The following is a 15,369-nucleotide window of genomic DNA, read 5'->3' as shown; positions in this document are numbered from 1 at the left end:
ATCGTCAGCCGGCCGGGCGCGTCACGTGGCGGAGCCCGTCACCTGGCGCCGGATGGTGCCGAGGATCTCGCCCTGGTGCCGGGTCAGGAAGAAGTGCCCGCCGGGGAAGACCTTCAGCTCCGTCTCACCGGTGGTGTGCCCGGCCCACGCGCCGGCCTCTTCCGGGGTCGTCTTCGGGTCGTCGGCGCCGGTGAAGACCGTGATCGGGCACGTGAGCGGGGGACCCGGCTCGTACTTGTAGGTCTCGGCCGCCTTGTAGTCGTTGCGGATCGCGGGCAGCGCCATCCGCAGCAGCTCCTCGTCGCCGAGGATGGCGGCATCGGTACCGCTGAGGCGCTTGACGTCCGCGAGCAGTCCGGCGTCGTCGAGCAGGTGCACCGTCTCGTGCCGGAACCGCGACGGGGCGCGCCGGCCGGACGCGTAGAGCCGCACGGGCACGACGCCCGCCTCCTGCTCCAGCAGCCGGGCCACCTCGAAGGCGAGGCTGGCGCCCATGCTGTGCCCGAACAGGGCCAGCGGGCGGTCGGTCATGGGCCTGAGGACTCCGAACACCAGCCGGGCCAGCTCGGGCAGGTCGGGGACGCAGGGCTCGAGGCGGCGGTCCTGGCGACCCGGGTACTGGATCGCGACGACCTCGATCGCCGGGGCGAGGGTGCGCGAGACCGGGAAGTAGAAGCTCGCCGAGCCACCGGCGTGCGGCAGACAGACCAGCCGGGGCGCTCCCGCGGCCGCCGGGTGGTAGGTCCGCGCCCACAGGCCGGTGTCGAGCTGGGGCGTCGTCATGCGCCCGATCGTAGGGCGGCCGCGCCACCGGCCCAACCCCTACTCTCGATCGTGTCATCCCGGGGTTGACAGCGGGCGCCGGGGCGCGTCACGCTGGTCGTGTGAAGCGTAAACCCGGGGTTGACATCCCCGAGGAGTGGCGCGGCGTCCTGGCCCACCGCGATCCGGCCGAGGCCGGGGCGGCGGCCGGCCGTTTCGTCGCGAGCGGGCTCACCCCGGCCCAGGTGCGCGACACCCTCGCCGACGGTGGCGACGGCCTCTACGCCGCCGCCCGCACCGAGGGGCCGGGCTGGGCCGAGCCGTTCGGCGGGCAGCTCGGGGTCGCGCTGCTCGCCGCCGAGGTCAGCGCGTTCGCCGCGCACCTCAGCTCACGGGCGGCCCGGGTGCGGGCCGTCGCCGTCAACCAGCTCCTCGACGACCTCAGCGCCGTGACCGTGGCCGACCGGCTCGGCGTGTCCCGGCAGAAGGTCTACGACCTCGCCCGCAACGACCAGGCCGCGCCGTACATCGACACCGTGCCGTGGAGGCAACCATGAACGTTCCCGAACTCGTCGCACTGCCCGACGAGTCCGTGCGCCCGCTCGTGCACCCGCTCGACGTGCCGGAGGCCCGCCGGCCCTTCTTCCTGTCGTGGCTCATCTCGGTGCTCGCCGGGCCCGCCACCGTCGCGAGCCTCGTGGTGGTGTTCTGGTTCGTCGCCGAGGACCGCTACATCGGCCCGCCCGTCGGCATCTTCGTCGCCCTCGCCGGCTGGGCCGCCGCGACCTGGTTCGAGCGCGAGGCCTGGGCGTACATCCCCCGCAAGCGGCAGGACCGGGCGCGGCAGCTGCCGCTGTCGTGGGACCTCACCCGCTGGCTCGTCATCGCGGCCAGCGCCGGTGCCGCCCTCACCCTCCTCGGCCGCCGTCTCCTGGAGCCCTCCGTGCCGCAGTCGGTCAGCGCCTACGTGGTCGGCGCGTGCGCCGGCATCGTCGTGGTCATCGTCGCCGAGTTCCTGTGGCGGCTCGCGATGGCGATCGCCGGCCGGGGCCGGCTGCGGGCCGCCCTGCTCCACCTGCCCGGGCTCGCCGTCGTCGCCGCCGTCACCGTGTACCTCTACCGCGAGCTCGTGAACCTGCCGGTGGACCGCGAGTGGCACGACTCCGACCTGGTCATCGGCGGCGCCGTGCTGGTCGTGATCCAGGTCATGCACTGGGTCCACAAGGCCCGCAACGCTCGCGACGCCCGATGAAGCGGCTGCGCGGCCGCCCGCACCTGATGGCGGCCGCCCTGCCCCGGTTATGTCCTCAGCCGACCGCCGCGGCCGCCCTCAGGATCACCTCGGCCACCTCGGCGGGCCGCGAGACGGTCAGCGCGTGCGACGCGCCGGCCACCTCCACGATCTCCTCGGCCTCGGCCCGCCGGGCCATCTCCCGGTGCATCTCGACCGGAATGTTCAGGTCGGCGTCCGGGAACACGAACCACGACGGCAGCGACGGCCACGACGGCGGCCCGGACGGCTCGGTGAGCGCCACGTCGCGCAGCGGGCGCTGGGTCGCGGCGAGCACCGCGGCCTGAGCCTCCGGCACGTCGGCGGCGAACTGGGCCCGGAAGCGCTCCTGCTCGATGAAGAAGTCGGTGCTGCCGTCGGCCAGCGGCACCGGCCGGAGCGTCCCGCCCAGCGTGCTGCCGGGCCGCCGGCCGCTCAGCTCGCCGATGCTCTCGCCCGCGAGCGGCGCGAACGCGGCGACGAAGACCAGGCCGCGCACGTCGCCGCCGCTGACGTTGCTGATGACGGCCCCGCCGTAGGAGTGCCCGACGAGCAGGACCGGGCCGGCAACCGCCCGGACGACGGCGGACACGACGCGGCGTCCCCGGACAGGCTGCGCAGCGGGTTCGGTGCCGCGATCACGCTGTGGCCGGCGGCGTGCAGGCGCGGCACCACACCCGCCCAGCTCGCCGACTCGGCGAACGCGCCGTGCACCAGGACAACGGTGAGATCAGACATGCCCGGACCGTATGCGCCGCCGCACCCGGGCCGCATGCGTCACGTGACCCAACCGCACAGCGCCTTAGGGGCCGGTCCCGTCCGGTAGGGGTTGTCCGGTTTCCCGCGCCGCCCGTACGTTCACGAGGGTTCGATGTCGGTTCGTGGGCGGTGGCTGATGGCGAACGAGGAAAAGCTTCGCGACTATCTCAAACGGGCCACGGCCGACCTCTACGCGACGAGTGAGCGGCTGCGGCAGCTGCAGGAGCAGCACAGCGAGCCCATCGCGATCGTCGGCATGAGCTGCCGGCTGCCGGGCGGCGTCCGCTCGCCCGAGGACCTGTGGCGCCTGCTCGCCGGGGGCGGCGACGCGATCAGCGGGTTCCCGGTCGACCGGGGCTGGGACCTCGACACGCTGTACGACCCCCAGGGCCTGCGCCCGGGCACCTCCCGCACCCGCGAGGGCGGCTTCCTCCACGACGCCGGCGACTTCGACCCGGCGCTGTTCAAGATCTCGCCGCGCGAGGCGCTCGCCATGGACCCGCAGCAGCGGCTGCTGCTGGAGGGCAGCTGGGAGGCGCTCGAACGGGCCGGCATCGCCCCGCTCTCGCTCGCCGGCCGGCCCGTCGGCGTCTTCGCGGGGGTCATGTACCACAACCACGCCGCCAGCCTCACCGACGTCCCCGCCGAGGTCGAGGGCTTCCTCGGCACCGGCACCGCCAGCAGCGTCGTGTCCGGGCGCGTCGCCTACGCCCTCGGCCTCGAAGGCCCCGCCGTCACCGTCGACACCGCGTGCTCGTCCTCCCTCGTGGCCCTGCACCTGGCCGTCCAGGCCCTGCGCGGCGGCGAGTGCGAGGCGGCCCTGGTCGGCGGCGTGACGGTGATGCCGACCGCGACGACGTTCATCGAGTTCAGCACCCAGGGCGGCCTGGCCCCCGACGGCCGGTGCAAGTCGTTCGGCTCCGCCGCGGACGGCACCGGCTGGTCCGAGGGCGTCGCCGTGCTCGTCGTCGAGCGCCTCTCCGACGCCCAGCGGCTCGGCCACCCCGTCCTCGCCGTCGTGCGCGGCTCCGCCGTCAACTCCGACGGCGCCTCGAACGGTCTCACCGCCCCGAACGGCCCCTCCCAGCAGCGCGTCATCCGCGCCGCGCTCGCGAGCGCCGGTCTCGCCCCGTCCGACGTGGACGCCGTCGAGGCCCACGGCACCGGCACCACGCTCGGCGACCCGATCGAGGCCCAGGCGCTGCTGGCCACCTACGGCCAGGACCGCGACCGGCCGCTGTGGCTCGGCTCGGTCAAGTCGAACATCGGCCACACCCAGGCCGCCGCCGGGGTCACCGGGGTCATCAAGATGGTCCTCGCCATGCGGCACGGGCTGGTGCCGAAGACCCTGCACGCCGACGAGCCGTCGCCGCGGGTGGACTGGTCGGCCGGCGCGGTGGCGCTGGCCACCGAGGCCCAGCCGTGGCCGGACGGGGACCGCCCCCGCCGGGCCGGGGTGTCGTCGTTCGGGATCAGCGGCACCAACGCGCACGTGATCCTGGAGACCGTCGCCGAGCCCACCGCCGAGCCCACCGCCGAGCGTGCCGCGCCGGTGGCGTGGGTGGTGTCGAGCCGGTCCGAGGCGGGCGTGGAGGCGCAGGCGGCCCGGCTGGCGGGCTGGCCCGGCTCGCCGGTGGACATCGGCTACTCGCTGGCCGCGACGCGTTCGAGCCTGGAGCATCGCGGCGTCCTGCTCGACGGCGAGCTGGCCGTGCGCGGCTCGGTCGTGCCGGGCGGGACCGCTGTGCTGTTCCCGGGTCAGGGCTCGCAGCGGGCCGGGATGGGTGCGGAGCTGGCGGCGGTCTACCCCCGGTTCCGGGAGGTGTACGAGGAGGTCCGCGCGCTGCTGCCCGAGCCGTTCGGTTCGGTGGACGAGACGCGGAACGCGCAGGCGGGCTTGTTCGCCATTGAGGTCGCGTTGTTCGAGCAGCTGCGCGAGTGGGGTCTCAAGCCGGATTTCCTGGCCGGGCATTCGGTGGGTGAGTTGTCGGCCGCCTACTGCGCTGGGGTGTTGAGCCTGGCGGACGCGGTGAAGGTGGTCGAGGCTCGCGGCCGGTTGATGGGGGAGTTGCCGGCGGGTGGTGGGATGCTCGCGGTCGGGGCGCCGGTGGATGTCGTGCCGGACGGTGTCTCCGTGGCGGCGGTCAACGGGCCGTCGTCGGTGGTGTTGTCCGGCCCCCTCGAAGTGCTGGACTCGCTGGTGTTCCCGGGTGTGCGTACGACCCGGTTGCGGGTGTCGCACGCGTTCCACTCGCCGCTCATGGAGCCGATGACCGCCGCGTTCGGTGAGGTGTTGCGGTCGGTGGAGTGGCGGCCGGCCCAGATTCCGATCGTGTCGAACGTGACCGGTGAACTCATGACCGAGTTCGACGCCGACTACTGGGTGCGGCACGTCCTGGCAACCGTGCGCTTCTACCCGACCCTGCAGTTCCTGCATGGGCAGGGGGTGCGGACGTTCCTGGAAGTCGGGCCCGGTGGTGCGTTGAGCGCGCTCGGTCCGGACTGTGTCGAGGATGCCGCCTTCGTTCCGTTGCTGCGGTCCGGTCAGCCTGAGCCGCGGGCGCTGCTGCACGGGCTCGCGCAGGCGCACGTTCGGGGGACCGGGATCGACTTCGCCGCGTATCACGGCGGTAAGGCCGTCGCGCTGCCGACGTACGCGTTCCAGCACGAGCGGTTCTGGCTCAACGCCGGTCGGCCGGGCACCGCGGCGCGCCCGCGAGGCGGGGCCGACGGGTGGCGCTACGACGTCACGTGGCGCCCCGTCCGCCCGCCCGCCGCGCCCGTCACACCGCGCCGCGTCCTCGTCGTCGCGCCCCACGACCTCGCCGACACCGTCCTGCCCGACGCCGAGGTGCTGCGGCTGGCCCCCGGCCTCGACCGCGCGGAGACGGCGGCGGCGCTCGCCGGGGTGGCCGAGCCGCCCGACGCGGTGCTGTCGCTGCTGGCCTTCGACGAGCGGCCCCTGGCCGGCCTCGACGCCGTCCCCGCCGGGTTCGCCGCGACCGTCGCGCTCGCCCAGGCGCTCGGCGACGCCGCGATCGACGCTCCACTGTGGATCGCCACCCGGTCCGCGGTCCCCGTCGACACGCTCGAACATCCGGCCCAGGCCCTGGTGTGGGGGCTCGGCGGGGTCATCGCCGCCGAGCACCCCGACCGGTGGGGCGGCCTCGTGGACCTCCCCGCGGCGGTGGACCCGGACCGGCTCCGGTGGGTGCTCGGCGGCGGGCACGGCGAGGACCAGCTCGCGATCCGCGGCTCCGGAACGTACGCACGCCGCCTCACCCCGGCGACGCCCCGGGCCGGCGGCCCGGGCCGGCCGTCGCGCGGCACGGCGCTCATCACCGGCGGGACCGGGGCGCTCGGCGCCCGGGTCGCCCGCTGGCTGGCCGCCGGCGGCGCCGAGCACCTGCTGCTGGTCAGCCGGCGCGGCGCCGACGCGCCCGGCGCCGCGCAGCTCGCCGCCGAGCTCGAACGCCTGGGCAGCCGCGTCACCCTCGCCGCCTGCGACGCCGGGGACCGCACGGCCCTGGCGGCGCTCGTCGAGCAGTACCCGCCGACCTCGGTCTTCCACACCGCCGCCGTCCTCGACGACGCGCTGATCGGCTCGCTGCGCCCCGAGCAGCTCCAGCGCGCCCTGCACGCCAAGGCCGCCGCGGCCCGCAACCTGCACGAGCTCACCGCCGACCTCGACGCGTTCGTGCTGTTCTCGTCGCTGGCCGGCACCCTCGGCGGCCCCGGGCAGGGCAACTACGCCCCCGGCAACGCCTACCTCGACGCGCTCGCCCACCACCGCCGCGGCCTCGGCCTGCCCGCGCTGTCGGTGGCCTGGGGGCTCTGGGGCGGCGGCGGCCTGGCCGACGGCGCCACCCTCGCCGGCGCGGCCGTCCCGATGGAGCCCGGCCTCGCCCTCGACGCGCTCGGCCAGGCCCTCGACGAGGGCGTCACGACCGCGCTCGTCGCCGACATGCGCTGGGAACACCTGGCGGGGCCCGGCGGCCGGCCGCTGCCGCTGCTCGCCGACCTTCCCGCCGTTCGCGCCGCGCGACCCGAGCCCACGGCTTCTCGCACCGACACCCACGACCCGCGAGCCGTCCACGATCTCGTCCGCGCCGAGGTGGCGGCGGCCCTCGGGCACGCCTCCGCCGCCGCGGTCGCGGCCGACCGCGCCTTCCAGGACCTCGGCTTCACCTCGGTCAGCGCGATCGAGCTGCGCAACCGGCTCGCGGCCGCCACCGGGCTCACGCTGCCCACCACCCTCGCGTTCGACTACCCGACCCCCCGCGCGCTCGCCGAGCACCTGCTCGCCCGGCTGCGGCCGGACGGGGCGGACCGGCCCGCGGCGGCCGCCGGACCGGGCGGCGGACCCGGCGACGAGATCGCCATCGTCGCCATGAGCTGCCGGTTCCCCGGCGGCGTCCGGTCGCCGGAAGACCTGTGGACGCTGCTGGAGGCCGGCGCCGACGCGCTGACCGCCTTCCCCACCAACCGCGGCTGGGACCTCGAACGCCTCCGGGACGGGCAGAGCGCGACGCAGCACGGCGGGTTCCTGCACGACGCCGACGGCTTCGACGCCGAGTTCTTCGGCATCAGCCCGCGCGAGGCCACCTCGATGGACCCGCAGCAGCGGCTCCTGCTGGAGGCCTCGTGGGAGGCGATCGAGCGGGCCGGCATCGACCCGGCCGCGCTGCGCGGCACCGCCGTCGGCGTGTTCGCCGGCACCAACGGCCAGGACTACGGCGTCGGCGAGCTCTTCGCCCGCGACGTGGCCGGCGGCTACGGCGCCACCGGCACCTCCGCCAGCGTGCTCTCCGGCCGCGTCTCCTACGCGCTCGGCCTCGAGGGCCCGGCCGTCACCGTCGACACCGCCTGCTCCTCGTCGCTGGTCGCCCTGCACCTGGCCGCGCAGGCGCTGCGCAACGGCGAGTGCGACCTGGCGCTCGCCGGCGGCGTGACGGTCATGACGACGCCGGGCGCGTTCATCGAGTTCAGCCTGCAGCGGGGGCTGGCCGGGGACGGGCGGTGCAAGGCGTACGCCGACGCCGCCGACGGCACCGGCTGGGGCGAGGGCGTCGGCGTGCTGGTCGTCGAGCGCCTGGCGGACGCCCGGCGCCTCGGCCACCAGGTCCTGGCGGTGGTCGCGGGCTCGGCGGTGAACCAGGACGGCGCGTCGAACGGGCTCACCGCGCCGAACGGTCCGTCGCAGCAACGGGTGATCCGGGCGGCTTTGGCGAGTGCGGGGCTGGAGCCGTCGGATGTGGACGTGGTCGAGGGGCACGGGACGGGGACCCGGCTCGGGGACCCGATCGAGGTGCAGGCGTTGCTGGCGACCTACGGCCAGGACCGTGCGGCGCCGGTGCTGCTCGGCTCGATCAAGTCGAACCTCGGGCACACGCAGGCGGCCGCGGGCGTCGCGGGCGTGATCAAGATGGTCCTCGCGATGCGGCACGGGCTCGTCCCGCGGACGCTGCACGTGGACGAGCCGTCGTCGCACGTCGACTGGTCGGCGGGCGCCGTCGCGCTGGCCTCCGAGGCCCGGCCGTGGCCCGCGGCCGACCGTCCCCGGCGCGCGGGCGTGTCGTCCTTCGGCATCAGCGGCACCAATGCGCACGTGATTTTGGAGGGTGTCGAGGCGTCGGAGTCTCCGGCTGGGGACGGTGTGCCGGCGGCGTGGGTGGTGTCGAGCCGGTCCGAGGCGGGTGTGGAGGCGCAGGCGGCCCGGCTGTCGGGTTGGCCGGGTTCGCCGGTGGATATCGGGTTTTCGCTGGCGTCGACGCGGACGGGTTTTGAGCATCGTGGTGTGCTGCTGGATGGTGCGCTGGCGGTGCGCGGGTCGGTGGTGTCGGGTGGGATGGCGGTGTTGTTCCCGGGTCAGGGTTCGCAGCGGGCCGGGATGGGTGAGGAGTTGGCGGCGGTCTATCCGCGGTTCCGGGAGGTGTTCGAGGAGGTCCGCGCCCTGTTGCCCGAGCCGTTCGGTTCGGTGGACGAGACGCGGAATGCGCAGGCGGGTCTGTTCGCGATTGAGGTCGCGTTGTTCGAGCAGTTGCGGGAGTGGGGTCTCAAGCCGGATTTCCTGGCGGGTCATTCGGTTGGTGAGTTGTCGGCCGCCTACTGCGCTGGGGTGTTGAGCCTGGCGGATGCGGTGAAGGTGGTGGAGGCTCGCGGCCGGTTGATGGGGGAGTTGCCGGCGGGTGGTGGGATGCTGGCGGTCGGGGCGCCGGTGGATGTGGTGCCGGATGGTGTGTCGGTGGCGGCGGTGAATGGGCCGTCGTCGGTGGTGCTGTCCGGCCCCCTCGAAGTGCTGGACGCGCTGGTGTTCCCGGGTGTGCGTACGACCCGGTTGCGGGTGTCGCATGCGTTCCATTCGCCGTTGATGGAGCCGATGACGGCCGCGTTTGCTGAGGTGTTGCGGTCGGTGGAGTGGCGGCCGGCGCGGATTCCGATCGTGTCGAACGTGACCGGTGAACTGATGACCGAGTTCGACGCGGACTATTGGGTGCGGCACGTCCTGGCAACCGTGCGGTTCTACCCGACCCTGCAGTTCCTGCATGGGCAGGGGGTGCGGACGTTCCTGGAAGTCGGGCCTGGTGGTGCGCTCAGCGCGCTCGGTCCGGACTGTGTCGAGGATGCGGCGTTCGTTCCGTTGCTGCGGTCCGGTCAGCCTGAGCCTCGGGCGCTGCTGCACGGGCTCGCGCAGGCGCACGTGCGGGGGACCGGGATCGACTTCGCGGCCTATCACCGTGGTGGGAAGGCCGTGCCGGTGCCCACCTATGCGTTCCAGCACAAGCGGTACTGGTTGCCCACCGTCACGCCCGAGCGGCGCCGGTACGAGGTCGCCTGGGAGCCCCTGGCCGACCTGCGCGCCGACGGGGCCGGGCGCGCGGTCGTGTTCGTGCCGCCGGGGCTGCGTGACGTCGTGGACCTGCCCGACGCCGAGGTGGTCGAGGGCGGGGTCGCCGAGCTCGTCGAGCTGGTACGGACGCTGGACCCGTCGGCCCGGCTCTGGTGCGTGACCCGGGGCGCGGTCCAGGTCGAGGCCGGCGACGTGGTCGACCCGGTACAGGCCCAGGTGTGGGGCGCCGGACGGGTCGTCGCCCTCGAACACCCGCGGCTCTGGGGCGGCCTCGTCGACGTCGCCGACGGCGTGCCGGTGGTGCTGCCGTCCGGCGAGGACCAGGTCGCGATCCGGGCCTCCGGGGCCTACGCGCGGCGCGTGGTCCGGGGCGAGAGCGGCGGGCGATGGACGCCCGAGGGGACCGTGCTCATCACCGGCGGGACCGGAGCCCTGGGCCGGCGGGTGGCCCGGTGGGCCGCGGAGTCGGGGGCGACGCGGATCGTGCTGGCCAGCCGGCGGGGCGGCGCCGCCGAGGAGCTGGGGATGCCGGTCGACGTCGTCGCGCTCGACGTGACCGACCGGGACGCGCTGGCGGCGCTGCGGTCCCGCTACGAAGACCTCGGTGAGCCGGTCCGCGTCGTCGTGCACGCGGCCGGAGCCGGCCAGGGCACGCCGCTGGCCGAGATGACCGCCGACGAGATCGACAGCGTCATGCGGGCCAAGGTCCTCGGCGCGGATCACCTCGACGCGGTGTTCGGGGACGTCTCGGCATTCGTACTGTTCTCGTCCATCGCCGGGATCTGGGGCAGCGGCGGGCAGGCCGCCTACGCCGCGGCCAACGCCCACCTCGACGCCCTCGCCGCCCGGCGGCGCGCCCGCGGGCTGCCCGCGTCGGCGATCGCCTGGGGACCCTGGGGCCAGGGCGGCATGGCCGCCGGCGCCCTGGAGGAGCAGCTGGGCCGGCTCGGGCTGGCCGCGCTGGACCCCGACACCGCCATCGCCGCGCTCGCCGCCACCCCGCCGGACCGCGACGCGATCATCGCCAACGTCGACTGGGCACGGTTCCTGCCGGCGTTCACCGCCCGGCGGCCCAGCCCGCTCCTCGCCGCCCTCGCCCCCGACACGCCGCCCGCCGCGCCGGTCGCCCCGCCGTCCCGCCCCGCACCCCCCGCCGACCTCGTCGAGCTGGTCCGGACCCAGGCGGCCGCCGTGCTGGGACACGACGGCGTGGACGGGATCACGGCCGGACGGGCGTTCAAGGAGCTCGGGTTCGACTCCCTGACCGCGATCGAGCTCCGCGACGCCATCGCCCGGCACACCGGGCTACGGCTGCCGTCCTCGCTGGTGTTCGACTACCCGAACCCGCAGGCCCTCGCCGACCACCTCGGCCGCGAGCTGACCGGTTCCCCGGCCGACGAGATCGCGCCGGTCGCCCCCGGGCCGGCCGGCGACGACCCGATCGTCATCGTCGGCATGAGCTGCCGGCTGCCCGGCGGGGTCCGCTCGCCCGACGAGCTGTGGCAGCTGCTGCTCGACGGGCGCGACGGCATCACCGGCTTCCCGGACGACCGCGGCTGGGGCCGCGGCACCGGCGCCGCCTTCGCCCGGGCGGGCGGGTTCCTGCCCGACGCCGCCGGGTTCGACGCCGAGTTCTTCGGGATCAGCCCGCGCGAGGCCCTCGCCATGGACCCGCAGCAGCGGCAGCTGCTCGAGGCGGCCTGGGAGGCGGTCGAGCACGCCGGGATCGCGCCGGGCTCGCTGCGCGGCAGCCGGGCCGGGGTCTTCGTCGGGGCGTCCGGGCAGGGGTACGCCTCCGGCTCCTTCGGCGCGGTCGACGGCGTCGGCGGCCACCTGCTCACCGGCAACGCCACGAGCGTGCTGTCGGGGCGGGTGGCGTACGCGCTCGGCCTGGAGGGCCCGGCCCTCACCGTCGACACCGCCTGCTCGTCGTCGCTGGTCGCCCTGCACCTGGCCGCGCAGGCGCTGCGCTCCGGCGAGTGCGACGCGGCCCTCGTCGGCGGCGTGACCGTCATGGCCACGGCGAACACCTTCGTCGAGTTCAGCCAGCAGGGCGGCCTCGCCCCCGACGGCCGCTGCAAGTCCTTCGGCTCCGGCGCCGACGGCACCGGCTGGTCCGAGGGCGTCGGTGTGCTGCTCGTGGAGCGCCGCTCGGACGCCGAACGGCTCGGCCACCGGATCCTCGCCGTGCTCGCCGGCTCGGCCGTCAACCAGGACGGCGCCTCGAACGGGCTCACCGCCCCGAACGGCCCGGCCCAGCAGCGGGTCATCCGCGCGGCCCTGGCCAACGCCGGCCTGAACCCGCCGGACGTGGACGTGGTCGAGGGCCACGGCACCGGGACCCGGCTCGGCGACCCGATCGAGGCCCAGGCCCTGCTCGCCACCTACGGCCGGGGCCGCCCGGCCGACCGTCCGCTGTGGCTCGGCTCGGTCAAGTCGAACCTGGGCCACACCCAGGCCGCCGCCGGGGTCACCGGGGTCATCAAGATGGTCCTCGCCATGCGGCACGGCCTGATCCCGCGGACGCTGCACGTGGACGAGCCGACGCCGCAGGTGGACTGGTCGGCGGGCGCGGTGGCGCTGGTGACGGAGGCTCGGTCGTGGCCGGTGGTGGGTCGTCCGCGCCGGTCGGCGGTGTCGTCGTTCGGCATCAGCGGCACCAATGCGCACGTGATTTTGGAGGGTGTCGAGGCGTCGGAGGTTTCGGCCGAGTCGGGTGTGCCGGCGGCGTGGGTGGTGTCGAGCCGGTCCGAGGCGGGTGTGGAGGCGCAGGCGGCCCGGCTGTCGGGTTGGCCGGGTTCGCCGGTGGATATCGGGTTTTCGCTGGCGTCGACGCGGACGGGTTTTGAGCATCGTGGTGTGCTGCTGGATGGTGCGCTGGCGGTGCGCGGGTCGGTGGTGTCGGGTGGGATGGCGGTGTTGTTCCCGGGTCAGGGTTCGCAGCGGGCCGGGATGGGTGAGGAGTTGGCGGCGGTCTATCCGCGGTTCCGGGAGGTGTTCGAGGAGGTCCGCGCCCTGTTGCCCGAGCCGTTCGGTTCGGTGGACGAGACGCGGAATGCGCAGGCGGGTCTGTTCGCGATTGAGGTCGCGTTGTTCGAGCAGTTGCGGGAGTGGGGTCTCAAGCCGGATTTCCTGGCGGGTCATTCGGTTGGTGAGTTGTCGGCCGCCTACTGCGCTGGGGTGTTGAGCCTGGCGGATGCGGTGAAGGTGGTGGAGGCTCGCGGCCGGTTGATGGGGGAGTTGCCGGCGGGTGGTGGGATGCTGGCGGTCGGGGCGCCGGTGGATGTGGTGCCGGATGGTGTGTCGGTGGCGGCGGTGAATGGGCCGTCGTCGGTGGTGCTGTCCGGCCCCCTCGAAGTGCTGGACGCGCTGGTGTTCCCGGGTGTGCGTACGACCCGGTTGCGGGTGTCGCATGCGTTCCATTCGCCGTTGATGGAGCCGATGACGGCCGCGTTTGCTGAGGTGTTGCGGTCGGTGGAGTGGCGGCCGGCGCGGATTCCGATCGTGTCGAACGTGACCGGTGAACTGATGACCGAGTTCGACGCGGACTATTGGGTGCGGCACGTCCTGGCAACGGTGCGGTTCTACCCGACCCTGCAGTTCCTGCATGGGCAGGGGGTGCGGACGTTCCTGGAAGTCGGGCCTGGTGGTGCGCTCAGCGCGCTCGGGCCGGACTGTGTCGAGGATGCCGCCTTCGTTCCGTTGCTGCGGTCCGGTCAGGCCGAGCCGCGGGCGCTGCTGCACGGGCTCGCGCAGGCGCACGTTCGGGGGACCGGGATCGACTTCGCGGCCTATCACCGTGGTGGGAAGGCCGTGCCGGTGCCCACCTATGCGTTCCAGCACCGGCACTACTGGCTCAAGGAGCCCGCGGGCGACGGGCCGCAGTGGCGGTACCGGGTCGCGTGGGAGCCGCTGGCCGACGTCCGGCCCTCGTCGCCGGGGCGTGTGGTCGTGCTGGTGCCGCCCGGGCTCGGTGAGCTCGTCTCGCTGCCCGACGCCGAGGTGGTCGAGGGCGGCGTCGCCGAGCTCGTGCAGCTGGTGCAGAAGCTCGACGCGTCGGCCCGGCTCTGGTGCGTGACCCGGGGCGCGGTCCAGGTCGAGGCCGCCGACGTGGTCGACCCGGTACAGGCCCAGGTGTGGGGCGCCGGACGGGTCGCCGCCCTCGAACACCCGCGGCTCTGGGGCGGCCTCGTCGACGTCGCCGACGGCGTGCCGGTGGTGCTGCCGTCCGGCGAGGACCAGGTCGCGATCCGGGCCTCCGGGGCCTACGCGCGGCGGGTCGTCCGCGCCGAGGACGACCGCGAATGGGCGCCCGACGGCACCGTGCTCATCACCGGCGGGACCGGCTCGCTCGGGATGCGGGTGGCCCGCTGGGCCGCGCGGTCCGGGGCGTCCCGGATCGTGCTGGCCAGCCGGCGCGGCGGCTCCGTCGCCGAGGACCTCGGCGTTCCGGTCGACGTCGTCGCGCTCGACGTGACCGACCGCGACGCGCTGGCGGCGCTGCGGTCCCGCTACGACGACCTCGGCGAGCCGGTCCGCGTCGTCGTGCACGCGGCCGGGGTCGGCCAGGGCACGCCGCTGGCCGAGATGACCGCCGACGAGGTCGAGCGGGTCATGCGGGCCAAGGTCGACGGGGCGACGAACCTCGACGCCGTCTTCGGGGACGTGTCCGCGTTCGTGCTGTTCTCCTCCATCGCCGGGATCTGGGGCAGCGGCGGGCAGGCCGCCTACGCCGCGGCCAACGCCCACCTCGACGCCCTCGCCGTCCACCGCCGGTCCCGCGGCCTCGCCGCCTCCGCGATCGCCTGGGGCCCGTGGGCCGACGGCGGCATGGCGGACGAGGACGCGCTGCGGCTGCGCGGGCTGCCGGCCATGGACCCGGATCTCGCCATCGCCGCGCTCGCCGCGACCGCGCCCGACCGGGACGCCATCGTCGCCGACGTCGACTGGGGGCGGTTCCTGCCGACGTTCACCAGCCGGCGCGGCAGCACACTGTTCGCCGCGTTCGCCGAGGCGCCGCCGGAGCGACCGGCCGCCGCAGGCCCGGACCCGGCGGCCGAGCTGCGCGGACGGCTGGCCGAGGCGAACCCGGTCGACCAGGAGCGCACGCTGCTCGAGCTGGTGCGCGACGAGGCCGCGCGGGTGCTCGGCCACGCCACGGCCGAGGCCGTCAAGCCTCGGCGCGGGTTCACGGAGCTGGGGTTCGACTCGCTGCTGGCGGTACAGATGCGGGATCGTATGAAGGCCAGGACGGGCCTTGCGCTGCCGACGACCCTGGTCTTCGACTATCCGACGCCGGCCGACCTCGCCCGGCACCTCGGCACGCGGCTCGTGGCCGACACCGGGCCCCGAACCGTGGCCGAGGCGATCGCCCAGCTGGAGCGGATGCTGGCCCGGCAGCCGCTCGACGGGCGGGCCGACGCCGAGCTGGTGCAGCGGCTCAGCACCCTCGCGGCCGTGGCCGCGCCGGCCCCCGAAGCCGACGCCTCCGTGGCCCTGGAATCGGCCAGCGCCGACGAGATTCTCGACCTCATCCAGCGCGAGTTCGGCAAGTCCTGACGGGGCTCCCGGAAAGGCTCCCGGAAGGCTTCCGGAAGGGCTTCCGGCAGGGGGCTCCTGAGGGGTGCCTAGGGGTTGGGGCCGTTGATCGGCGCTCAGTAGGGTCACGTTGACCAGGCGTCCCATCGGTGGTCGCAAGCCATGACGCGCGGGCGCGGGACACACATGA

At 74.8% G+C, this 15,369-nt stretch carries 4 protein-coding genes and 1 pseudogene; 3 read left to right on the top strand and 2 right to left on the bottom strand.

Going from position 1 to position 15,369, the window contains the following annotated elements; genetic code table 11:
* Positions 1-21 precede the first annotated feature (21 nt).
* A complete protein-coding gene (locus ACQP1P_RS26280; protein ID WP_433073823.1) occupies positions 22-783 on the bottom strand; it encodes a thioesterase II family protein in 762 nt (253 codons plus the stop codon).
* A 101-nt stretch (positions 784-884) separates the two neighbouring features.
* Here ACQP1P_RS26280 and ACQP1P_RS26275 point away from each other — a divergent pair, with 101 nt between their 5' ends.
* Together ACQP1P_RS26275 and ACQP1P_RS26270 are read left to right on the top strand one after the other, a co-directional pair.
* On the top strand, positions 885-1,319 hold the full coding sequence (locus ACQP1P_RS26275; protein WP_433073820.1) for a hypothetical protein: 435 nt from the start codon (positions 885-887) through the stop codon (positions 1,317-1,319).
* Entirely contained in the window at positions 1,316-2,014 is a 699-nt protein-coding gene (locus tag ACQP1P_RS26270; RefSeq protein WP_433073817.1) for a hypothetical protein, read from the top strand. Before ACQP1P_RS26275 ends, ACQP1P_RS26270 begins: the two co-directional genes overlap by 4 nt.
* Before the next feature lie 55 nt (positions 2,015-2,069).
* Here ACQP1P_RS26270 and ACQP1P_RS26265 read toward each other — a convergent pair whose 3' ends face one another.
* Positions 2,070-2,624, bottom strand: coding sequence for an alpha/beta fold hydrolase (locus ACQP1P_RS26265; RefSeq protein ID WP_433073814.1), 555 nt, complete (start codon positions 2,622-2,624; stop codon positions 2,070-2,072).
* 303 nt (positions 2,625-2,927) lie between these two features.
* On the opposite strand from ACQP1P_RS26265, the pseudogene ACQP1P_RS26260 reads away from it, so the two are divergent.
* Positions 2,928-14,949, top strand: a pseudogene (locus ACQP1P_RS26260) (type I polyketide synthase); the annotation flags it as partial.
* Positions 14,950-15,369 lie beyond the last annotated feature (420 nt).

Source organism: Dactylosporangium sp. CA-052675 (assembly GCF_050947935.1).
Lineage (GTDB): Bacteria > Actinomycetota > Actinomycetes > Mycobacteriales > Micromonosporaceae > Dactylosporangium.
The sequence above is the reverse complement of the archived record's forward strand: the minus strand, read 5'-3'. Positions and strand labels throughout refer to the sequence as shown.

Coding starts and splice junctions, on each gene's coding strand:
- ACQP1P_RS26280 (WP_433073823.1), bottom strand. CDS start 783: ATGACGACGCCCCAGCTCGACACCGGCCTGTGGGCGCGGACCTACCAC.
- ACQP1P_RS26270 (WP_433073817.1), top strand. CDS start 1,316: ATGAACGTTCCCGAACTCGTCGCACTGCCCGACGAGTCCGTGCGCCCG.